The organism is Nostoc sp. FACHB-110, from assembly GCF_014697425.1.
GTDB lineage: Bacteria > Cyanobacteriota > Cyanobacteriia > Cyanobacteriales > Nostocaceae > Nostoc_B.
On record NZ_JACJRU010000024.1, the window covers coordinates 19,968 to 43,066 of the forward strand.

The 23,099-nt window shown below is 41.9% G+C and carries 21 protein-coding genes; 9 read left to right on the top strand and 12 right to left on the bottom strand.

The features are described 5' to 3' along the window. Nucleotides 1-196: 196 nt before the first annotated feature. Nucleotides 197-1,618: an NADP-dependent isocitrate dehydrogenase gene (locus H6G69_RS20405; RefSeq protein WP_190690955.1), complete on the bottom strand. Its 1,422-nt coding sequence runs from the start codon at nt 1,616-1,618 to the stop codon at nt 197-199. Between the two features lie 305 nt (nt 1,619-1,923). On the opposite strand from H6G69_RS20405, the gene H6G69_RS20410 reads away from it, so the two are divergent. The 5 genes from H6G69_RS20410 to H6G69_RS20430 all read left to right on the top strand — a co-directional run bounded on the left by H6G69_RS20410 (nt 1,924) and on the right by H6G69_RS20430 (nt 4,616). Beyond that, complete coding sequence (locus tag H6G69_RS20410; RefSeq protein ID WP_190590222.1) at nt 1,924-2,646, top strand: GUN4 domain-containing protein; 723 nt, start codon at nt 1,924-1,926, stop codon at nt 2,644-2,646. A gap of 68 nt (nt 2,647-2,714) precedes the next feature. Continuing rightward, nucleotides 2,715-2,936, top strand: a complete 222-nt coding sequence (locus tag H6G69_RS20415) for a type II toxin-antitoxin system HicB family antitoxin (RefSeq protein ID WP_190690956.1) — start codon at nt 2,715-2,717, stop codon at nt 2,934-2,936. Then, on the top strand, nt 2,933-3,205 hold the full coding sequence (locus H6G69_RS20420) for a BrnT family toxin (protein WP_190690957.1): 273 nt from the start codon (nt 2,933-2,935) through the stop codon (nt 3,203-3,205). The genes H6G69_RS20415 and H6G69_RS20420 overlap by 4 nt, the downstream gene beginning before the upstream one ends. Continuing rightward, nucleotides 3,192-3,458 (top strand): hypothetical protein, encoded by a 267-nt coding sequence (locus H6G69_RS20425; RefSeq protein ID WP_190690958.1) that lies wholly within the window; start codon nt 3,192-3,194, stop codon nt 3,456-3,458. Before H6G69_RS20420 ends, H6G69_RS20425 begins: the two co-directional genes overlap by 14 nt. Nucleotides 3,459-3,500: 42 nt before the next feature. Further along, nucleotides 3,501-4,616, top strand: a complete 1,116-nt coding sequence (locus tag H6G69_RS20430; RefSeq protein WP_190690959.1) for an ABC transporter ATP-binding protein — start codon at nt 3,501-3,503, stop codon at nt 4,614-4,616. Nucleotides 4,617-4,625: 9 nt separating this feature from the next. On the opposite strand, the gene H6G69_RS20435 is transcribed toward H6G69_RS20430, so the two are convergent. The 5 genes from H6G69_RS20435 to H6G69_RS20455 form a co-directional block, all read right to left on the bottom strand. Next, nucleotides 4,626-4,793 carry a hypothetical protein gene (locus tag H6G69_RS20435; RefSeq protein ID WP_190690960.1) on the bottom strand — a complete coding sequence of 56 codons (168 nt, stop codon included), beginning with the start codon at nt 4,791-4,793 and terminating at the stop codon, nt 4,626-4,628. A gap of 30 nt (nt 4,794-4,823) precedes the next feature. Beyond that, complete coding sequence (locus H6G69_RS20440; protein ID WP_190690961.1) at nt 4,824-5,294, bottom strand: hypothetical protein; 471 nt, start codon at nt 5,292-5,294, stop codon at nt 4,824-4,826. Between the two features lie 123 nt (nt 5,295-5,417). Beyond that, complete coding sequence (locus H6G69_RS20445) at nt 5,418-6,662, bottom strand: retropepsin-like aspartic protease (protein WP_190690962.1); 1,245 nt, start codon at nt 6,660-6,662, stop codon at nt 5,418-5,420. 17 nt (nt 6,663-6,679) lie between these two features. Next, on the bottom strand, nt 6,680-7,744 hold the full coding sequence (mtnA, locus tag H6G69_RS20450) for an S-methyl-5-thioribose-1-phosphate isomerase (RefSeq protein ID WP_190690963.1): 1,065 nt from the start codon (nt 7,742-7,744) through the stop codon (nt 6,680-6,682). A 253-nt stretch (nt 7,745-7,997) separates the two neighbouring features. Further along, complete coding sequence (locus H6G69_RS20455; protein WP_190690964.1) at nt 7,998-13,421, bottom strand: PAS domain-containing protein; 5,424 nt, start codon at nt 13,419-13,421, stop codon at nt 7,998-8,000. Between the two features lie 289 nt (nt 13,422-13,710). On the opposite strand from H6G69_RS20455, the gene H6G69_RS20460 reads away from it, so the two are divergent. Continuing rightward, nucleotides 13,711-14,325 carry a hypothetical protein gene (locus H6G69_RS20460; protein WP_190690965.1) on the top strand — a complete coding sequence of 205 codons (615 nt, stop codon included), beginning with the start codon at nt 13,711-13,713 and terminating at the stop codon, nt 14,323-14,325. Nucleotides 14,326-14,411: 86 nt separating this feature from the next. Here the strand turns inward: H6G69_RS20460 and H6G69_RS20465 are convergent, their stop codons facing one another. The 3 genes from H6G69_RS20465 to H6G69_RS20475 form a co-directional block, all read right to left on the bottom strand. After that, a complete protein-coding gene (locus tag H6G69_RS20465; protein WP_190690966.1) occupies nt 14,412-15,200 on the bottom strand; it encodes a sulfite exporter TauE/SafE family protein in 789 nt (262 codons plus the stop codon). A gap of 394 nt (nt 15,201-15,594) precedes the next feature. Next, on the bottom strand, nt 15,595-17,502 hold the full coding sequence (gene dxs, locus H6G69_RS20470; protein ID WP_190690967.1) for a 1-deoxy-D-xylulose-5-phosphate synthase: 1,908 nt from the start codon (nt 17,500-17,502) through the stop codon (nt 15,595-15,597). A gap of 297 nt (nt 17,503-17,799) precedes the next feature. Continuing rightward, the gene (locus H6G69_RS20475) at nt 17,800-18,504 is read right to left on the bottom strand and encodes an S-layer homology domain-containing protein (RefSeq protein ID WP_190690968.1); all 705 of its coding nucleotides are present in this window, start codon (nt 18,502-18,504) and stop codon (nt 17,800-17,802) included. 492 nt (nt 18,505-18,996) lie between these two features. On the opposite strand from H6G69_RS20475, the gene rpiA reads away from it, so the two are divergent. Then, nucleotides 18,997-19,704, top strand: a complete 708-nt coding sequence (gene rpiA, locus H6G69_RS20480) for a ribose-5-phosphate isomerase RpiA (protein WP_190690969.1) — start codon at nt 18,997-18,999, stop codon at nt 19,702-19,704. A 156-nt stretch (nt 19,705-19,860) separates the two neighbouring features. Here rpiA and H6G69_RS20485 read toward each other — a convergent pair whose 3' ends face one another. From H6G69_RS20485 to H6G69_RS20495, 3 genes are all read right to left on the bottom strand, one after another. Continuing rightward, complete coding sequence (locus H6G69_RS20485; RefSeq protein ID WP_190690970.1) at nt 19,861-20,298, bottom strand: DUF6918 family protein; 438 nt, start codon at nt 20,296-20,298, stop codon at nt 19,861-19,863. Nucleotides 20,299-20,596: 298 nt separating this feature from the next. Next, a complete protein-coding gene (locus H6G69_RS20490; protein ID WP_190690971.1) occupies nt 20,597-21,130 on the bottom strand; it encodes a cofactor assembly of complex C subunit B in 534 nt (177 codons plus the stop codon). A gap of 52 nt (nt 21,131-21,182) precedes the next feature. Continuing rightward, on the bottom strand, nt 21,183-21,530 hold the full coding sequence (locus tag H6G69_RS20495) for a PadR family transcriptional regulator (RefSeq protein WP_190690972.1): 348 nt from the start codon (nt 21,528-21,530) through the stop codon (nt 21,183-21,185). A gap of 480 nt (nt 21,531-22,010) precedes the next feature. Here H6G69_RS20495 and H6G69_RS20500 point away from each other — a divergent pair, with 480 nt between their 5' ends. Both H6G69_RS20500 and H6G69_RS20505 read left to right on the top strand, forming a co-directional pair. Then, entirely contained in the window at nt 22,011-22,589 is a 579-nt protein-coding gene (locus H6G69_RS20500) for a DUF3611 family protein (protein WP_190690973.1), read from the top strand. A 167-nt stretch (nt 22,590-22,756) separates the two neighbouring features. Continuing rightward, complete coding sequence (locus tag H6G69_RS20505) at nt 22,757-23,095, top strand: hypothetical protein (protein ID WP_190690974.1); 339 nt, start codon at nt 22,757-22,759, stop codon at nt 23,093-23,095. The last annotated feature ends 4 nt before the right edge of the window (nt 23,096-23,099 follow it).

The following is a 23,099-nucleotide window of genomic DNA, read 5'->3' on the forward strand; positions in this document are numbered from 1 at the left end:
GGGTTTAGGGATGAAGGCAATACGGTTTGGTTAAGACATCTCTTCATTAAGACAGCAGAGGGGCCTGCTTCGCTTGGGAGCGGAGGAGCAGGGGAGAGGTTACTATCCCCCCCTGCCTGCCTTCACCAGTAAATTTCTGATCCGAATCGATAAATCCTTTTAGGATGGGGTTTTCCATCCTAATAATTAACGAAAATTAACCGAAATGTTGAATAATTGCGTCGGCAAATTCAGAACATTTGAGAGGTTCTACAGGTGGTTCCATTAACCTTGCTAAATCGTAGGTGACTTGACCGTTAGCGATCGCATCCCCTAAACCTTTCTTAACTAAGTCGGCTGCTTCTTGCCAACCTAGATATTCCAGCATCATCACGCCAGACAAAATCACTGAACCAGGGTTAATTTTATCTAAGCCTGCGTGTTTGGGTGCTGTACCGTGAGTGGCTTCAAAAACGGCGCAAGCATCCCCAATATTTGCGCCAGGCCCCATACCTAAACCACCAACAATGGCGGCGGCGGCATCTGACAAATAATCGCCATTGAGGTTCATTGTAGCCAGAATCGAATATTCATCTGGTCTGGTTTGGATTTGTTGAAAAATACTGTCAGCAATGCGGTCATTGACCATGACTTTATCTTTCCACTTGCCATTGCCGTGGCTATCCCAAATTGAGTTAAGAACTGTTTCCACTTCCTTGACAATTTGTGCTTTTTTCTCTTGAGTCAGGGCATCAAAACCAGGGTCGATTTGACGGGCGTTGTCTTCTAGGGAAATGTGAGGATTTTTTTCTTTGTTGCTTAAAATCCAAGATTCCCGTTCGGTGACTGTTTCTTGACGAAATTCGCTGGTGGCTAGTTCATAACCCCAATCACGGAACGCGCCTTCGGTGTACTTCATGATGTTACCCTTATGCACCAGCGTGACTTGTTGCTTGTGTTTGGGCAAAGTTAAGGCGTGTTTGATGGCGCGACGTACTAGACGCTGGGAACCAGTTTTGCTAATGGGTTTAATCCCGATCCCTGCATCGAGGGGAATTTGCTTTTTACCGTGTTCTGGGGTGGCGGGGATCAGTTCTTTGTTGAGGATGGAAATTAAGCGTGAACCAATTTCACTACCTTGTTTCCATTCGATCCCCAAATATATATCTTCAGTATTTTCCCGATAAACAATGACATCTAGCTTTTCAGGGTTTTTGTGGGGTGAAGGCGTACCAGCATAGTAACGGCAAGGACGTACGCAAGCATATAAGTCAAAAATTTGCCGCAATGCCACATTTAAAGAACGAATCCCACCGCCTACAGGAGTGGTCAAAGGCCCTTTAATAGCTACACCATATTCTTTAATGGCTGTCAGAGTATCTTCGGGTAAATACTGATAAGTGCCGTATAAATCACAAGCCTCATCACCAGCATAAATCTTAAACCAACTGATTTGGCGTTTACCCTGATACGCCTTAGCTACCGCCGCATCTAGTACTTTTTGGGTAGCAGGCCAGATATCAATACCTGTGCCATCGCCCCGAATAAACGGGATAATTGGATTGTCAGGCACAACTGGCTCACCATTCTTAAAGGTGATTTTTGATCCACTAGTCGGGGGGGTAATCTTTTCGTACATAGTTCAAACACTCCAGAAAAACATAAAAAGTATGAAGTATGAAGTATGAAGTGTGAAGTGTCAAATATAAATTTCAGCTTCAGCCTTCATCTTGCCTAGGTTCTAGCCTTGAGCATCCTAGCCTAAGCACCCCTAAATATGCAGATTTTCCCCCTATTCCCCTTTTACAGCATTTGGGGATTAAGTGAAACTGACGCAATTTTGTACGATCAAAAATAGTAAACTACTTTTCGCTATCAGTGTTTCATCATCAAGAATCCACGATAGCGATCGCTTGTTCACTGACCGCTAACACGAGTAATGGCATGACAGACCCAATGATTGTATCAGGCACTGCTAATGACATCGACTCCCTCAGACAACGCTTAATCGCTGGGTCTCTTCAAGTCCAACAACAGATCATCCCACAGTTAGCCGAATTAGGTAACGAGGGATTGGAAGTGTTGAGGGAATTTTTATTGAAACGTCGTGAGTCCCCAGCAACTTGGATTGATGGTAAAGCTTACCAAGTCCTTTACAACTCTGATGCACCAAACGCCAGAGAATTTCTCCAAACAAATTTTCCTGAAGGCATTGTACCTCTAAAATCAGATGCAGGGATCAATTACAAACCTTTACAACAGCTACTTGCTGCCCAAGACTTCCAAGCCGCCGATCGCATGACTATTGAGAAAATGTGCGAAGTAGCAGGGCCAACGGCTGTCAAGCGCAAATGGCTATATTTTACGGAAGTTGACAATTTCCCTGTGACTGACTTACACACCATTAATCATTTGTGGTTAGTTCATTCGGAAGGAAAATTTGGCTTTTCGGTACAGCGCGAAATTTGGTTAAGCCTCGGCAAAAATTGGGATAATTTCTGGACGAAAATCGCCTGGAAAAATGGTAATACTTGGACACGTTATCCTAATAGCTTTATTTGGGATTTGAGCGCGCCAAAAGGTCATTTACCTTTATCCAATCAACTCCGAGGTGTGCGAGTTATTGCGTCTTTATTTGCTCATCCGGCGTGGACGAATAAAGTATGAAGTGTGAAGTATGAAGTGTGAAGTGTGAAGTGTGAAGTATGAAATTAGTAACCTCGTAAAATTAAATTATGCGGAATAACATCAAACGCGAATTTTACGTCATTATTGAACGGGATGAAGATGGCTATTATGTCGGAGAAGTCCCGCAGCTAAGAGGTTGTTATAGCCAAGGAGAAACAATTGATGAGTTGATGGTCAATATTAAAGAAGTCATTGAACTTTGTTTAGAAACTCAAATTGATGAAAAAATACTAAATAGTATTCAAGTATATCCTGCAAGAATTTTATGAGATTTGAGTGGGACGAGAACAAAGCAACGAAAAATATTTCAAAGCATGGAGTTGCGTTTGAAGAAGCAAAAACAGTTTTTGATGACCCTTTGTATGTTGACTTTTACGACCCAGACCATTCTGATTATGAGGAGCGTTATCTTATTGTTGGACAATCCAAGCAAAGACGTTTATTAATTGTTTCGTATACAGAAAGAGGAGATGTCATCCGTATTATTAGTGCTAGACAAGTAACACTAAATGAGCAAAAAGCTTATGAAGAAGGATAATTCAGAAATTGAAGATGATTTGCGTTCAGAGTATGACTTAAAAAGCCTAAAAGTCAGAAAATTTGGGTCGGAACGCAAGAGTTTTTCTCAGACAACGGTTCGTTTAGAACCTGATGTCGCAAAAGTATTTCCTAATGCTGAAGCTGTTAATGAGGCTCTCAGATTCCTGATTAGAGTCACACAGGAAAATCAAGTTAATGAACTGACACAGAAACCTCAAACTTTGTTGGAGAAACCAAACGAAAGCACTTAGTACTGAATTAAAACTGTACATTCAAAATCTCAGATTAATATAATGGCAAAAGTACGTCTTGAAGAAATTAAACGTCGGTTTAATAACGTCACCGCCATCGAAGATATTAGCTTTGAAATTCCCGATGGCGAGTTTTGGGTGTTAGTCGGGCCTTCTGGTTGTGGGAAATCGACAATTTTAAGGACGATCGCGGGTTTAGAAACTGCCACTTCTGGCAAACTATTTATAGGCGATCGCTTAATGAATAACATCCCCGCTAGACAGCGCGATGTGGCGATGGTATTTCAGAACTACGCCCTTTATCCGCACATGACGGTGGCGGAAAATATCGCCTTTGGGTTGCAGATGCGAAAGGTGGACGCAAAACTCATTCAAGAACGGGTGGGGACGGTGGCGAGATCGCTTTCGTTGGAACATTTATTAGATCGCAAACCCAAACAGCTTTCTGGTGGACAGCAACAACGGGTAGCATTAGGAAGAGCGATCGCTCGTGAACCTCAAGTATTTTTATTAGATGAACCTCTATCTAATTTAGATGCTCAATTGCGCGATGACACTAGAGCCGAATTAAAACAACTCCATCAAGAGTTAGGAATTACTACAGTTTATGTAACTCACGACCAAGTTGAGGCGATGACCTTGGCTGATAAAATTGTCGTGCTGAATCGGGGGAGAATTCAACAAATTGGCGACCCTCAAAGCATTTATGATCTGCCATGTAATCATATGGTGGCAACTTTTTTAGGCAATCCACCAATGAATATTTTGTCAGCAAAATATACCAATGATGGCTTTGATGTGGGTGAACAATTAATAGCAGTTCCTGAAGTTGTCAGGGAAACATTACAACTGCGTCCAGGGCAAAGTTATGATTTGGGTATTCGTCCAGAACATATTTCTATTAACGAACCACAGAGGCGCAGAGAACACGGAGAACAAGAGGTAGGAGAGTTGCTGGTAGAAGTGAAGGTGGTTGAGCCTTTGGGGAGAGAAACTTTAATTCGTGCGAGTTTACCTGGTTCAACAGTGTTATTGAATGTGCAGCTTGGTGGAAATGTACGGGTGAGTGTAGGCGATCGCTTATCCTTACAATTAGATTTAACTCAGTTATTTATCTTTGATTCTATTACTGGCGATAGAAGATGGCCTGAGTCATAAAATTAAGAATTAGGGTAAATTACGCTGTTGCCACTTGTCAGTTTCACAAGCAGCTTGATCATGTAAAAATCTACAACTAATTACGGGATAAAAATAGAGAAATGCTACTCCAATAATCACAAAAGCCCAAGCAAGACGAATAGCCCAAGTTTTTAGATTAAATTGTTTTTTATACATGAATGCTCTAGATTAGTTTCGCATTATTTTTTATTGAGTCAAAACTTCCATCTTAGTAATGATTGATTCTTTTTTAGTTTTACCGCAAGGTTCAGCACTTTGACAATCACTCACTGATTCAATTGTGTAAGATGCACGGACTTTTTTGTTTAAAAATTTCGCTGATTCTGCACAAATTTCAAAAGATGCACCTACTTGATGTTCAACTCCTTGTTCATCAATTAATGTGGCATAACACAATAAATCACCATTGACTAGTTCTTTTACTTTACCAATATTTGGTAAGGCTTTTGTCGATGTTTCTGTATTTTCTGAAGGCGAAACCTCAGTTGTAGGAGTTGCTTCAGCAGATGCAGTCACTTCTGAGTCTTTGCTAGGGCTTTGGGTAATTTCAGATTTAGTTGTTGGGGTTTCTTGGCTAACTTCTGTAGAAGAATTAGCACAACCGTTCATCCAAATTAGACAAATAATTAATCCAGTAATTAAGCTAGGTTTGTTCATAGTTAGAGTCTATTTATAAAGTACAATTAGGGTGTGTTACGGATGTACAAAGATTTGGCAATGTTCAATAATTAATTTTGAAAGCATGAATGCCTACAATATTAATATTCTTACCTCCTGCCTCTAAGGTGTTAAAACTAAACTTCCCGATTGCACAACTCCCAGTGCATTGGGTTTATCAAACCGCCAATGTTGTTGATATTGATTGAGGAAGTTTTGTCCAATAATACCTTCTACACCAGGAAGCTGAAGAATATTACTTTGCTCGACAATCACAGCATCAATTTCAGTGACTTGATGTTGCTGAATTTGCAGCTTATTCAATTTAATTTTTTTGACTGTTTCTTGTCCACCAAAACCAAATATTTGGGCTGTTTGGGCATTGCGATCGCCAATTCCTAACTTTTGCGCGACAGGTTGAGATATCATCATGCTGTATGCGCCGGTATCCACAGCAAAGTTAAAAGGCCCTTGACCATTAATATAAACTTGGGCAGTTAAAATACCAAAGCGACCTTTTAAAGGAATAGCACCAGCAACATTTTCTGAAGGTGGTAGAAGTTGCAATTGTTGTTTTTTGGGATTCAGCACAACATCAAAATTACTTAAAAAATCTAACCCTAAAACCCCAGATATATTTTTTGGTAATGCTTGTGTAGGTAGTCCTAAGCCTTGAATACCAGAAACAGTGGCAGAATTGACACCTAAAACTGGTAGAGTATGGGTATTAACTGTTAATCCTTTGAGATTGTTACCAATAACTGGTTTATATTCTAAAAGTCCATTGGGGATTGGGTTACTATTTAGCCCTAATTGTTGAGCTATTTGAGTATTGATAATTGTTTGGCTATTACCTGTATCTAATATAAAAGTTTGAGTTTGTGTGCCAATACGCACCGGAATCGTAAAAATAGAACTTTCCCCAGCAAAGCTAAGTTGAACGCTGGCTTGTCCTTGGCTAATAGGTTGAGGGAGTTTCACACCAGTTGCTTCCATAAAAGCCGCCATACGTTCAAAAGCATCTGGGCGAAATTTGCCATTTGGGGCTAATGCTACTACTTGCAAAGCACATCTATTCACAATGGCTTCCGCTTGGGGAGTAGTTAGTTTTTGATTAAAGGTTTTATCTGTGGCACATTTTGAGACTTCTTGTAAAAGTTGTTGCCCCAGACTATTAATTTTTGGTTGAGATAAACTGGCGGGTTTGTTGTGAGTTTGACCAGCAGCAGGTGTCGCTATAACAGGGCAAAGGCTGGTGAAAAATATACCCGCCATAAATATATGAGAAAGCAGGTTATTGCTTCGGTGAGAATTTTGCTGTGTGGAAATTTGAGGTTTTTCCCACCGAGGCTGAATAGCAATTTGCATAAAAACAGTAATGTTAGTTAGTTAACACACTGTTTTAACTGGTACTTTGCTAAATCACCAGGTGAAAATGCCCCATTTTCTGTAATTATGGCTGTGATGAATTCGGCCGGGGTGACATCAAAAGCTGGGTTGTAAAATTCTACGCCTTGGGGGGTGAGTCTGGTGTCACCAACTTGATAAATTTCCTCTGGGTGGCGTTCTTCTATAGGAATTTGGCTACCGTCAGATAAAGCAAAATCAACGGTAGAAAAAGGTGCAGCCACAAAGAAGGGGATGTTGTGGGCTTTGGCAACGATCGCTAAACTATATGTACCAATTTTATTGGCTGTGTCACCATTCGCCGCAATCCTATCAGCACCAACAACAACAGCATGAATTAAACCCCGTTGCATACAATGGGCGGCCATGTTATCGGTAATCAATGTCACGGGAATTTTTTCTTGCACACATTCCCACGCCGTGAGTTTTGCACCTTGTAACCGGGGACGAGTTTCGTCAGCAAACAACCGTTCTAAACGCCCTTCGCGCCAAGCAGAACGCACAACACCCAAAGCTGTACCATAACCCGCAGTTGCTAACGCCCCAGCATTACAGTGAGTGAGTAAAGTTAGCTTTTCGGGTGTTTTGGGCAGTACCGTTAAACCATGATCACCCATTGCCTGACAAGTTTGCAAATCTTCTTGATTAATGGCTTGGGCTGTTTGGAATAAAACTTGTTTGATATCTTCGACGCTTCCTTCTTTGGCGTGGGCAGTTTTCAACATCCGACTAATAGCCCAAAATAAGTTTACCGCCGTGGGACGAGTAGACCGCAATAATTGGGCAACCCTTTCTAGTTGGGTGAAAAATTCGCTATGGTTGCTGGTGGTAATTTCCCTCGCCCCCAGATAAATTCCATAAGCCGCAGCCACACCAATAGCTGGCGCACCCCGCACAATCATGGTTTTAATCGCCTGCGCCATGTCTTGACTATTGTGAATTTCGACAAAGGCGTATTCATTGGGTAAACGAGTTTGGTCAATTAGTGACACACAATTGTTGTGCCAAATCACCGGATAAACCTGATTTGCAGAGCTTGTCATGAAAATAGGTAGGTTCGTAAGGTTGGTAAGTAAATGTTACTGGATATGATGTAATCAAAGTAAGGCTAGCGATCGCTTACCTGATCCATATCAAAAATGCTGTATTTTGTACGGTGGGCATACTTCGGCAAGCTCAGTACAAGTCTTGCCCGCCCTCATACCGTTTCACTTTAAGTTTGATACAAATGGGTTGCAGGGGGGCAGGGGGAAAAAGCGTTTGAGCCTTATTTACTTTTCTTCACATAGTTTGGTTTTATTGCATCGACTTACTTAAACGTGAATTGGCAATTAATTTAGCAATAGACTGCACTAACTCTTGGGGATCGATGGGTTTGGCAAGATGCTGCTGAAATCCGGCTTGCAGGGCTTGTTGTTGGTTGATTTCTCCAGCATAAGCGGTAAGTGCGATCGCGGGAATTGTCCCTCCTTGTTGGGGCGACCATTTTCTAATTTGCCTAATCAAAGAATAGCCATCCATTTCTGGCATTCCAACATCACACAGCAGCAAATCAAACTGAGATTGATTCAACATAGTTAATGCTTGGATTGCAGAAGCCGCAGTTTTGACTTGTGCGCCAGATTGCATCAAAATAAATTCTGCCAATTCCCGCATATCTGCATCGTCATCCACAACTAAAATGCGAATATCTGTTAGCAAAGTGCTGAGTGTTGAGTGCTGAGTGCTGAGTCTATCACTTTCATCTAGCCCTTGTTTTTCTTGGATATTTAGCGGTAGTCGAACTGTGAAGGTTGCGCCTAAATCTTGCCCAGGACTTTCGGCGGTGACAGTTCCCCCGTGCAGTTCAGTTAAATGGCGCACAATTGCTAGCCCTAATCCTAAGCCGCCGAATTTGCGTGTGGTTGTGCCATCTTCTTGGCGGAAGTATTCAAATACGTAAGGTAAAAATTTGGGGCTGACACCTTTACCAGTATCTTGAACTTGAATTTGAGCATACATCCCAACTTGTTCTAAGCGCACCTCAATGCTGCCACCTGTTGGGGTGAATTTCACGGCATTTGATATTAGGTTCCAGACAATTTGTTGTAAGCGGTTAGCATCACCGGAAACTGTGCCAGCAATGGGGTTGAGTCGGGTGTGAATTTGAATGTTTTTGGCTTCGGCTGCGAGTCTCACTGTTTCTTTAGCGGCGGCGATGGTTTCTGCTAAATTTACAGGCGCAACGTTTAAGGTCATTTTGCCTTGGAGGATGCGAGAGACATCTAATAAATCTTCAATTAATTGCGCTTGTAATTTGGCATTGCGTTCGATGGTTTCTAAAGCTAAGTCAACTTTAGCGGGATTGAGCCTTTGAGTGCGGAGCATTCTTGTCCAACCTAAAATTGGATTGAGGGGCGATCGCAATTCGTGAGATAGTACTGCCAGAAATTCATCTTTTACACGGTTGGCGGCTTCAGCTTTAGCGCGATCGCTCTGGGCTAATTGGTATAATTGAGCGTTATCAATGGCTAAAGAAGCACGATAAGCTAATTCTTCGGCTAAATACAAATCGTCTTCATCATATCGTCGTCCTGATTCTGCGGAAACAAAGGTAATTACACCTAAAATCCGTGATTGGGTTTTGAGAGGCACTGTCATGACTGATTTAAACCCAACAGCGCGGAGAATTTCTAAATGTTCTGCGTCACGGGCAGCTTGGACAATTAACTCATCAGGAATCTCCGCTAACAAATCTGATTCCCCAGTTCGCAAAGTATAGGCTGCACCTCTAGCCGCATTCGGGTCTAAAGGGTATTTATGACGGGTTTGTTCAGCCCATTGGAGTTTAGCAGGATCTTTGTGAGCGACAGTAATTTGCTCAATTGCCCCATTTTCTTCAACAATGTGGACAGTACACCAATCAGCTAACTTAGATACTGCCAACTGGGCTAATCGCTCTAAGGTCATTTGATAATCGAGAGAAGAAGCGAGAACTGCACTAGCTTCAGATAAAAAGTTTTGGGCAAGTTCTAACTCTACTTGCTCGGTGACATCCACCACATACACTAAAACATCTTCTACTCGCCCTTGGGCGTTAGTGGTTGGCAGATAATAAACGTTATAGTAACCCGGAGTGCGATCGCTACGTCCAGGAATATTCACAGCAAAGCTAGGTGAGATGAAAGGTTTACCTGTAGTGTAAATTTCTTCAAAGACTTTCACTAATTTAGGATCAGATTCACCAAAAAGTTCCGCAATTGAATGCCCTAAATGTTGTTCGCGGGTTAAGCCGTTGATTTGAATTAGGGCTTCATTCATAGCTATGTAGCGTTGCTGGGAATCTAACAAACCCATACCTATGGGAGAGGTGTTAAAAATAGTTGCCAATTGCCGCTTTGCTGTTTCTGCTTGATTGCGCGCGCTCCGTTCGCGTTGAAGCAACTTTTCGCGTTCTTGTTCGGCTTGTTTGCGTTGTGTAATATCAATTACAGCCCCAATAGAGTGTTTGGGTTTGCCTTGAGCATCGTAAGTAAATTTACCTCGAGCTTCTACCCAGTGAATGGAACCGTCTAACCAGCGCAGGCGATATTCGTGGTGATATTCTTGGTTTTCTTGCATAGCTTGTTGAAGTTGCGCTTCAACTTGAGCTAAATCATCGGCATGAACTCGACGCGCCCAAACTTCATAACTAGGTTGGCATTGGTTTGGTTGCAAGCCTAATACAGTGAAGTGTCCTTCTGACCATTGCAATACACCAGTTTGAATATCCCAATCCCATGTACCCATACGTCCAACTTTCAGTGCGAGTTGTAAGTGCGCTTCACTTTCGCGCAAAGCTTCTTCAACGCGCGATCTTTCTACGGCTAGCCAGGTTTTTTCCGCGATGCGTTCCATCATCGCTACTTCTTCCCTTGTCCAACAGCGCGGTGCATGATGATGCAAGACTAACAGGGCGACGAATTGCCCTTGTTTCACCAAAGGCACACACAACAGTGATTTTATCTCAATGGCAGTAAAAGCAGCTGCCCTAGATCCAGACGTGCGCGGATCTATCTCAACATCATCAACAACAACTGTTTTACCTTGCTTGAGTTGAGCAATGATTTCTGGGCTAAAAGAGTTCATCTGGTGGCTACCAGCTATACTCATGACTCCATTGCAATAGTCGCGCTCAATAATGACATATTCTTGAGTCGCATCTATTTCGCCATAGGTACAGCGACTAACTTGGAAGTGTTGCCCTGTCGCACAAACCACTTGCCACATAATATCTTTTGAGTCGGGAATCGCTCGAATGGCATCATTCAATTCGATTAAAAATCTTTGTTGTCTTTCCTTCTGTTGGAGATTTTCGATAAGTTGGGCAATTTGTTGCTTGGCTTGAACCTGAGATGTAACTTCAATCGCATGAATAAACACACCTTGAATTCTCTCTTGGATATCCCGCCACGGGGAAAATACGCAGTTAAAAAATACTTCTTCGGCTATGCCATCACCATTGCGATCTATGTAAGCGGGGGACTCATCAATGATGAGTGTTTCTCCTGTTTGGTAAACTTGAGTGATGAAATCAAGGTATTTTTGCCCTTCTAACTCGGGAAAAACTTCCCGCTTTGATTTACCGATAATGTCTTGTTGCCCAGCCAATTGCAGATACATAGAATTGGCAAATTCATATACTAAGTTTGGCCCGGTAACAATGCTAATCATCACAGGCATCTGCATTAAGATGTCATGTAAGCGCTTGCGTTCGGTTTCGGCTAACTTTCGCGCTGCTTGTTCTTGTTGTAAAAGGCGATCTCGTTCGGCGGCGATTTGTTTGCGTTGGGTAATATCTACCGAAACGCCAATCATCCGTATTGCCTTGCCAGTAGCATCTACATAAACTCTGCCTTGGCTATATTGCCAGCGCAAAGCACCGTTAGGGGCAATTATCCGGTATTCTTGTTGATAAGTAGTGCCTGTAGCGATCGCTTGTTGTGTTAAGTCGATCATCTGCTGTTGATCTTCTGGATGAACAATCGCCAAAAAATCTTCTCCTGTGCCTTCTTGAATGCCCCAAACTTCCAAGGCATTAGGAGAACACACCACCTGATTTTTCATTAAATCTGTGTCCCAAGCAATCATTTGTGCGGAAGATAAAGCAAGTTGCAGACGTTCTTCCATCTGCCGCAAGTTTTCTTCTATTTGCTTGAGGCGTGTCACATCCTGAAACATTCCAATACCAGTGGCAGGATGCCCATACATAGCTGGCAAAATTTCGCCCCAGCACAAGGTTGAGCGAATCCCACCTGGCGTATACCAGTTGATTTCATAGTTTTCTAACTTTTCTCCCCGTGCAATTAATACCGCAGGCATTCTTGCAGTAGGGATGCGATCGCCGTTGGCATCGGTACAATAATAGGCATCGGTGTACTCATCAACAGATTTATGCTTGGGTAAGTCACCCCCGGCTAATTGGTTAGCAATGCGATTGGCAAAGGTGATTTTTGCTGTTTCTGGTTCAATAAATACCATTGGCGTTGGCATTAAATCCAACACTGTTTCTAACCATTTATGTTGGTTTTCTAAAGCTTCCGCTTGCTGTTGCCGGGCTATTTGAGCTTGCTGACGTTCGGTGATATCTTGAAAGACACAAACGGCTGCCACAATTTGATTTTGGTAATTAAAAATTGGTGCTGAATTGACAGATATAAAAGTTTGCTGGTCATCATCTTGATGTAGCACCATTTCTTCATTAGATATCACTTCCCCTTGAAAAAGCGATCGCGCTAAGGGGTAATCTTGCGGCGCATAGGCTCTGCCATCAGTGCTAAAAGCCGCAAAAGGCGTAATCGGTGCATATTCTTCCAGCTCTAAAGATTTTTCGTAGTCATACCCAGTTATTTGCTTGGCTTGTTCGTTAGCCAAAACTAACTTACCAGTTGCCGCATCAGCAATTAACACCCCTGTTGGCAACTGCTGTAAAACCGTCATAAACCGAGTATGTTCAATCTCTAGTTCGTGCAGTAATCTTTCCTGTTCCGCATCAGCTTGTTTGCGCTCTGTAATATCACGAAAATATAGTGCCACACCAGATGCATATGGATAAGCTTTTACTTCTAAGCAACATCCAACAGGTTCAACCAATTCTTCCCAAGACACAGGAACTTGTTGCTCTACAGCCCGATGTAGTTGCTGGTATGCTATTTTACCTACGAGTTCAGGAAAAACTTCCAGCCAAACTTGTTTACCCAGCAGTTCGGCAGGTGATTTTTGCAGAATTTTCGCTGCTGCTTGATTGACGTATGTATAACGCCAATCTTGGTCAAAAGCTACAAAGGCATCCGTAATATTTTCGAGGATGGTGGCGACTCGGCTTTCAGCTTCTTGAGCAACAATCAGTCGAGTATACTGTTGCTGGGTATCTGTCATATCTCGCCTGAGAGCGATCGCATCGGGAGCATTTTCTAATAAAGTGATTAAATCTTGTTGTTGACGTTCTAAAGTGGCGATCGCTTTTTTTTGTTCCATAATCTGAACTTGCAGCTGAGAATTTTCTGCATTCGCGCTGATTTCATCGGCTGCATTGCCCAAACCACGAGCCAAATGTTCAATCACTTCCGAACGCGAAATGCCTCGCCTGTGCGCTTCATCATCAAGCCTTTGCCATGCTGTACTGGTAAGTGACAAACTAACTCGTTGCTTTGTTTCAGAATCCCAATTATTCACAAACTTACCAGTGGTGTCGCGTTTCATGAAGATTTACCCGTATGCGTACACGGTTTCTTCTATTGAATGAGACTTAATCCCCGATCAGGATCTCCCTTGAGAATGAAGTTTCAAAGGTGAAGGGAGTAAATTTTTGGGTAAATCCTGGCAAAATTTCAGGTTAACAATTTTAGATTTGGCTTCCATCTAAAATCCCCAATCATACAAGATGGATTTTGGGCAAACTAAAATAGCCCCATTCTGCCAACATAAGATGAAAAAACTGCTATTTTGCCAAAAATTATCTTTCAGCTTGCTAGTTGCAACTACTTTACTCATGACTTGTAAACTATCTCAAGCATCTACTCCAGCAACCTCTACTCAAACACCAACCACCAAAGAAGCTAAAATTATTGGCGGTATGATCGATTGCGATAATGATGGACGGCAAAATGACTCGCGCATTGATGACGATGGTGATGGAATCCCCGATAAATGTGTGATTGGCAATTCTTCTTCACTAGAAGAAAATTATGAGACTGTACCCATACAAAAGGAAGACATCAAGGCTAATACTTCACAAGAACTGTTTGATGAACTTATGCAGTCTCTGTCAGAAATGACTGAAGGTTGCAATGAAGCAACAAAAGTCCAAGCAGGTATAAGTTACAGTATTTGTACAATCAATAACGAACCTGTAAAAGCTGCTGAAGCACTGTTAGAAGCAGGCGATGGTATAGGATTCTGGTTTAAAAATAACAAAGTTGTGGCAATTCAATATTTCCACTCAGGAGAAACCCTTTTCTTTGATGATGAAAAATTAATTGCTAAATTTTCTGATAACCAAGAACTACAAAGTAACTTCACTGATGAAGAACGTCAGGAAGCTGAAAATTTAGCAAAAAATGGCTACCATAAAATTTTTCAAGTTTTTGCATTGGAAGCCCAATGAGTTTTGAGGAAAGTTAGCCTCAACAGCAATCAAGCGTTTTGACAAAGTTTGCACCTTCCCTTTAAATTCTGCTGTCACAACCAAATTTATTGCCACTTCAACAACATAAAAATTGCCACTAAAATGACAAAATAACCAAAGCCTTTTTCTAGTTGTTTTGCTTCCAGAAATTGGGTTAAATATGCTCCTATTAGCATTCCTGCACTAGCAGCTAAACTAAAAGTTAACATCAAGTTTATATCGACAGGAATTGAACCCAAATATCCTATAAATCCCGATATAGATTTGAAGACAATAATTGCTAAAGAAGTACCAATAGCTTGCCTAATTGGGGTATTTCCTAACAAGACCAACGCCGGAATAATCATAAAGCCACCACCAGTCCCAACCAGTCCGGTAATGATTCCCACCCCTAAACCTTCTAATGGAATGGCAAACCAACTAGGAAAATGACTCGATTTTTCCTGAGTTATTTGTGTGTCTACTTCTGCTGGTACAGGTTCATGATTGCTATTTTGAATCATAAAATACGCAGCCAGTAACATCATACTGATGAATAAGCCAAGCTGAATGGTTGGTGTAATCAAGGGAAGAGTCGCCATCCGCGCGCCAATATAAGCTCCGAGCATCGCACCGGGAGCAAAGAGAACTGCTATTTTAAAGTTGACATTGCCTTGTTGCCAGTGTGGTACTATGCCAATCAAGCTGACAACTCCTACAATCACTAAACTCATAGCGATCGCAGATTTCACCTGTACTCCCATAACATAAATTAAGACAGGTACAGCTAAAATTGAGCCGCCACCACCAATTAAACCTAAGCTCAGACCCACACAAACAGCTAAGAAGTAACCAATAATCCCAGAAAGCGTCATAAAAAGCAACGTAACAGTCAAATTCCGACAGATTAATTACTATAAGCGATCGCCTTGGACGTGTGCGATCGCTATTAGCAACTTGCTAGAGAGACGCTATCAAGTTTGGATAACAAAATCTGATGTGGTTAATAACGATACGTGATAAATCTACAGTTATTTCTTCAAAATACTGAATAAATTACGCAAATTCTAAATTTTTCGGTTCTTGCGTCCGGTTTATGGTGGAGCATTAAAACCGCAGTTTTATAGAAAGGCTCAAAAACTTAAAACCCAATCACAGAGATAAATACAACCTATATTTATCTTGGTACTTAAGTCCTGTTACAAAAAAAGGTGGTTAATAACCACCTTTCTCAAAATAAAAATGACTTGTGAATTTCACATAGCAGACTTAAACGACTGTAGATAGTTGCTTTTGAAAGTAAGCCTGCATAACTCTTTCCGCAATTTGACGGCTGGTTAATCCCAATTGTGCTTTTGATTCTTCTGGGGTAGCGTGTTCCACTAACACATCAGGAATACCAATGCGCTTCACAGGGACAACGATATCAGCGTCTAGTAATGCTTCCGCCACAGCAGAACCAAAGCCGCCCATCACACAACCTTCTTCGAGAGTGACAACACGACCAATCTTCTTCGCCAAGGGTAAAATTAACTCTGTATCTAAAGGCTTGACAAAGCGGGCATTAATCACTGTGGCTTCAATACCATGTTCGCTGAGAATTTCAGCGGCCTGCATACTGGGGTAAACCATTGTGCCGTAGCCAACGATTAACACGTCATCGCCATTGCGGAGAATTTCACCCTTACCAATTTCTAAAGGTTCCCAACCTTCTTCCATCAAGGGTACACCATAACCATTACCACGGGGGAAGCGCATAGCGATCGCACTACTGGTATGGTTAATGCCAGTGACAATCATTCTTTGTAATTCGGCTTCATCCTTGGGAGCCATCAACACAATATTCGGAATGCAGCGCAAATAAGCAATGTCATACATCCCTTGGTGAGTAGGGCCATCTGCACCCACAATTCCCGCCCTGTCTAAACAGAAGAACACAGGCAGATTTTGAATACAGACATCGTGAATGATTTGGTCATAAGCCCGTTGTAAGAAAGTGGAATAAATAGCCGCCACCGGACGCATCCCTTCAGATGCTAAACCTGCAGCCAGAGTCACAGCGTGTTGTTCAGCAATGCCAACATCTATATATTGATTAGGCAGTTTCGCTTGGAGTTTGTCTAACCCTGTACCTGTGGCCATTGCGGCTGTAATGCCGATAATTTTCGGGTTTTGTTCAGCTAATTTAACTAAAGTGTGGGCAAAGACTTTAGCATAAGCAGGAGGTTTGGGTTTGCTAGAAGGAATAGCTTTACCCGTTGCCAAGTTAAAGGGATTTTGGGCATGGTAGCCTACTTGGTCTTGTTCTGCCAGTTCATAGCCTTTACCTTTGGTTGTGACTACATGTACTAAAACTGGCCCTTGTATTTGATGCGCTTGTTGGAAAGTCGCAATCAATTCTTCTAAATTGTGTCCATCAACTGGCCCCATGTAGGTAAAGCCCAGTTCTTCAAACACCGCCCCTACTTTAGGAACCGCCAACCGCTTCATCCCTTCTTTAATGCGTCCCAATTCTGGTGATAAAGATTCACCCACAAACGGAATTTGCTTGAATTGTTCTTCAAAGTTATCTTTGATGAATTGTACAGGCGGGCTAAGACGCATTTTATTTAGGTAGCGAGGAATAGCACCGACGTTAGGCGAGATTGACATCTCGTTATCGTTCAACACTACCAGCAAGTTAGTTTTCGGCAGATGTCCAGCGTGGTTGATAGCTTCTAAAGCCATCCCACCAGTTAAAGCACCATCACCAATGACTGCAACAGCTTTAAATTTTTCGCCTTTTAAATCTCTAGCTAATGCCATACCCAAAGCTGCGGAAATACTTGTAGAAGCGTGTCCCGCACCAAAGTGATCGAATTTGCTTTCGCAGCGTTTGAGATAACCTGCAATTCCTTCTTTTTGTCTGAGGGTATGAAAATTACTGTAGCGTCCTGTAATCAATTTGTGGGGATAAGCTTGGTGTCCTACATCCCAAATCACTTTATCCCGGTCTAAATCTAGTGTCTGGTATAGCCCTAGAGTTAACTCTACAACACCCAAACCTGGCCCTAGATGCCCACCCGTTGCTGCTACTGTTTGCAGGTGTTTATCTCGAATTTGGCGGGCAATCTGTTGCAGTTGCCGAATAGATAGACCGTGCAACTGGTTAGGATGGGTGATTTCGCTCAAATGCATATTATAGGGTTTTCCTCTCTAATTTCTACTTCTGGTATTTTTGATTTTCCCACGGTCGGGTTGCCCCCATAATCATGAGGAATTGTAATTCTGTTACAGATTCCATCAAAAAAGGGAATAAGGCTGGGGAACAGGGAAAAGTTTTGCTCTTTTTCCCTCAATTTGTTGCCATGTGGGAGTGAAAAACCCCTACTTCTAGTAGTAGCAAGTTTTAGAAGATGTCTGAATTCTTACTCAAAACATTCTGTGGCCCATTGCCTGTTAAGTATTGCCTCTTCAATCAGAAATACGGGTACGTTACCTTTGTTGCTGAGGGGAATTTGTATTATCAGGCACACTCGGAACTTCGGGAGTTTCGGGTAGTTGTCGTTGCCTTTGTAAATATTTACTCAATATATAAGCCATATCGCCACGGGTCATCGGCCGCAATGGAGAAATATTGCCTTGGCTATCGGTATTGATAAATCCTTCAGATATGACTGTAGCGATCGCTCTTCTTGCCCAAGTCGGAATCGAGCCAGCATCAGGATAAGATGATAAAGTCTCATTCACAGTTTGATCATCAAACTGAAACACCCCGTAAGCTTGGGCGAAAATCGCTAAAGCTTCTGCCCTAGTTACTCTTTGGTTAGGGAAAAACAAATTACCGCGATAGCCTTTCATAATGTCGGTTTTTAAGACTATCTGAATATCATTAAATGCTGGATTAGAAGCAGCTACATCTGGAATGACAACATTTTCTTGACTAACAGCTTGGCGTTTATCAAGGTGAAATGCTTTGACCATAATTGTTGCCAATTCTGCCCGACTCAACAACTTTTCTGGATAAAAATTGCCATCCGGTGCATTAGTCATCCATTGGGCAGCAATTACCTTTTGAATACTCTCTGCCGTTGTTCCAGCAGAGGTTTGGGTCGATTGTGCTTGCACAACTAAAGGAAAACTTTGAAGTAGCACAACTAACGAAATAGTACCGATGCACTGGCTGAGATTTCTCGTCATTTTCAGATGCTCATAGAAACATAACAAGACTGTCAGACTGAATTTACAGCAGGGAACAGGGAACACAGGACAGGCAACAAAGTTGGGAAAATTTGTACCTTATATGCTTGCTGTAAGTTCAAACTTGGGCCACTCAACATTCCAAAGCTTATCAACTTACTGACGAATTGCATCTCTATAATGTTGCAAATCCGACTAAAAAACACAATCATTGGTCATTTGTCAATAGTTCTTCGTTAAGAGTAATATAACGCGATGTGCTGAGTGCTGTTAGTGGTAGCGGGAGTTGAGCAGCGTGCTGAATATAAACTCGGTATTCTCAGGAGTTTCAGCAATGAACATAGTCCTAATCTATGCTTCGACTGCTATAAATAATTAATTCTTATTCTTTCCCCGACACCCCACACCCCACACCCAATTCAACTCCTGCTTCCCCTGCTTACCATCTGCCTTCTAATATGGACTATATGCAGTTTTTGTGGAGTTTTGGGAATGACCGCAGCAGATCCCGTAAAGTTGATGAAGCAAGAAGTGGGTAAGGCCGCTGCCCTTTTGGTAAAATCAGGTTCAATTGTTGGATTGGGTACAGGTTCAACTACAGCCTACACAATTCAATATTTAGGCGATCGCCTCAAATCTGGTGAACTTAAAGATATCGTCGGTATTCCTACCTCTTTTCAATCAGAAGTCTTGGCAAAAGAATACGGTGTTCCTCTCACCACTTTAGATGCTGTTGACCATATTGATATTGCCATTGATGGTGCAGATGAAGTTGACCCCCACAAGAACTTAATTAAAGGTGGCGGTGCAGCCCACACCCGCGAAAAGGTAGTTGATTATTTAGCAAAACAATTCATTGTCGTTGTAGACAGTGGTAAGTTAGTAGACCGCTTGGGTTCTGTATTTGCAGTCCCAGTTGAAGTCATCCCAATGGCAATTACCCCCGTTACCAACGCTATCAAAGCACTAGGCGGTAAACCAGAACTGCGTATGGGTGTGAAAAAAGCTGGCCCTGTAATTACTGACCAAGGTAATTTTGTTCTCGATGTCAGGTTTGACTCAATTGATGACCCCGTAAACTTGGAAAAAACTTTAAATAACATTCCCGGCGTTCTGGAGAATGGTATTTTTGTCAACTGTGCCGACATCGTTTTAGTTGGCGAAGTTATCGATGGTCAGCCAGTAGTACGGCAACTGTAATCCTCATACCGTAGGGAACAGGGTGAGGGGAACCAAAAAGTATCAGGCTAATTTTATATAGCTTGGCTTTTGTAGGGGTTGTGGATATCAGGGACAATGATTAACCTACACCCTACACCCCTACACCCTGACACCCAGCCTCTACAAATATTAATACTAGGCTTTTGTATACCTATCAATTACCTGGGCAAAATCTGGCACGGCTTCCTCTACATGTTGCTTGGCAGAACCGCGAAGTTTGTCATAGGTTCCGCGCACAATGGCTCTTTTGACGCTTTTTAGCCGATTATCAGTTACGCTTAAAAGCGCATCTGCTGTGCGAGATTTATTTGTAGACAGATGGGTAACTGGATCTCCCTGTTGTTCCCCTTCATGCCAAATCGGGTCAAGTGCATCAAAACAAGCTGGGAGGAGTTGTTCTACAGCGTAGGAAATGTATCCTGGTTTAACTCCTTTTAAAGCAGCAAAAGCTGTTTTGAGGGCAATTCCACTTAAACCTGACTTAGAAGCCAGTTGTGTTTCTATCATGCTGCAACAGTCTTCCACAACCATTGCTTTTTTATTTGGGTTTGAGAGACCATCGCTAAGTCCCATTTCACTCCTCCTGAATGTCAACTCTATTTCCAATAATTATTCTTCCTAGCAAGTAGGAAATCATAACAAATGTTAACAGAGCTAGAAAATTTTGGTAGGTTTACTGAGATGGTTTGCTAGACCTTCATAAATTTGGGTTAATCAAACATTAGGCAATGTGCGATCGCATGAGAACTTAGGTATAAAGACGAAAAATCCACAGTTTGGCTAAGGGTGTATGTATCCCAAACCCATTAACCCTATACCTTTACACCTCTACACCCAGCCTCAATAGATAACTTTGTAACCTACTGAACATTTAATCACTCAGTTTCAGATTCAACGCCCTCTGTAGCTCAATTAGTTCGTCTCGATGCGCCGTTACAGCAAACTTACCTGGAGAGTCTGGCTTATTTTGACTGGTTTTTGGCATATTCAGCAAAACTTTTTCTACTCTTCCTGCTTTTTTCCAATAAAACAGACCACTCAACGGTGAAAGCAGTGCTATTCCCAGAATCAGATTACTGAGGTGAGGCAACAATAGCAATAAAACTAAAGATAAGCAAACCAAGCCTACAGTGGCGAGGGTAGTTAAAAAAACCGCTAAAAATAAACTAGGTTGAACATAGCCCTCAAAAGTTACCTGGTTTTTATCTCGGTCTACCGCTGCCACTCGATAAGACCGAGAAATAAAATATTCCTGCAATTGCGGCATTAATACAGCTTCACTTTGTTCTGATATTAGGTGTGCTGTTTCCGTGCGGTCTTTAGTTGCCGCACGAATAAAAAAGACTAACCCAACTAATAGCAGCAAGGTAAGCAGCAACGTAGATGGCAGAATAGCAGTATCCATAACTGATTGTTACTGTCTGAGTGGAGGAGATTTATTCATTATTAATTATTAGTTAATTTGACCGTGGATTAATGTACTCTTGCCAAAGATGTGTTAAATCCTGCGCTTGAGCTTGCCATTCTGGAGAAACTTGGTACATTCGCCTGGGTCGTCCTCGGCCTTCGAGTTTTTTCCAATACCCATTGATAGCCTTTTCGTCTTCCAGAAACTTAATCGCACTATAAAGTACGGTATCTGAAAGCCGATAAGTTGGGTATTCAGTTTCTAAACGTTGTATTAACTCGGTTCCGTAAGACTCACCTTGCAGTAAAACGGAAAGTATGTAACAGATAGCTAGTTCCTGACAGAGGTAAGTTGGCGGAGGATTCTCAAAGAATTGATATATCTCCTCAAGTTTCATAATTTCATGAATGGCTAAAACAATGCCTTAATGTGGGATCAATCATCCTTATAGTTGGTATATTTTGATGCTAAAAACAACAAAATATACACAGCTACTTAGGCAGGATTTTGAAAGTGACAACAGAACAACGATGTGCAACAAAAATTACCCACGCGTCAAATTCGTGGGAGACAAGCGAATTGAGTAGGGGCGTTAAAACACGCTCCTATGCAAGCTTTAGGCAGTGTGGTGAGGAGCAGTTAAGATAACGTAAAACGTTACCTTGGTATTCAGTATTGCCGAGCCGATTAGACTTGCTTAAACATAAAATGCCATCGAAGAAATTTTACAGGGAAAATGCGATTTTGTCTGTAAAGCTTGTTAAACACTTTCGATTTTCCGTATTCAGTAGTGACTTTCTAGACTTGAGTTACGCCTAGGTCATCTGATAAGTGTGATAGTAAATTTAGCAAGCACCTAGCAAATTGGTGAGCGAGTATGTCACAAAATTCTGAGTCCCCCTCTTCTTCTGCTAATATTCGAGCGATCGCACAAACATTTCGCCTCATAGGGTGGATTAGCTTTTGGATTCAGTTAGTCCTAGGCGTTGTTTCCAGTATCATTGTCCTACTCTTTGCTGTGTTTTCTCAACGCGCGGGTAGTCCTAGTAATAATCCGGGGACTGGTTTTGGGGTATTTTTAGCAGTCTGTGGACTGATTGTTTTAGGTGCGGGAATTTACTTGGCTTTTCGTTACACCAGAATTGGTAGAGCCTTAGATTCTTCTAATCCCAGCAACCGTCCACGCAAAAGTGAGACAGTGCAAATATTACGCTTAGGTCTGTGGATAAATTTAATTGGTACAGTTGTTACACTTTTGGGGGCGCAGGCGATCGTTGGTACTTTAGTAGCTAGGTCAATATCTCCTCAAGCCATCACGACACAATTTTTTGACCCCACCCGCATTATTAGCGGTCTCGATATGTTGGTTGTCCAAGCTAATACAAATACTGTTTCTGCCCACTTTGCAGGCTTAGTAGGTTCGCTTTGGCTACTTAATCGCATCAATCGTCCCTAGTGGGCTTTGTGATTTCGGGTTGAGCTAAATTTGCCAACTTCAGTTTTAAATTCCCGAAATCGACAAACCCAAACTTGGATATTAATATATAGCCCTGCAAACAACATCCTACAGATGGATGATTCTTACACGGGCAGCAATATCATATTTTGAAATTTATAAAATTTATGCAAAGCCAATTTGATATTACAAGAAATCACTCAACACGCAAATTTAATCAAGACGCATGGAGATTTGGCGTACAGGTCTTTTTTAGTGGTGTGGTGTTAGCACTATGTATCTTTAAAATTGCTGTAACCACTGACCAAGACAAAAACATCGCTTTGTACTGGGGTGGCTTATCTAGTGTGCTGGCTTACTGGCTGCCTTCACCCGGACAAACTAAAGAAGATAAAGAACAAACTACTTCTAGCCTCATGGCTACTGGCCTAAATGGTGGTAATAACTCAAACAATCCTGTAGCCGTGATTGCTCAAAGCAGTAGTACCACAGAGCATCAAAGCTAATGAA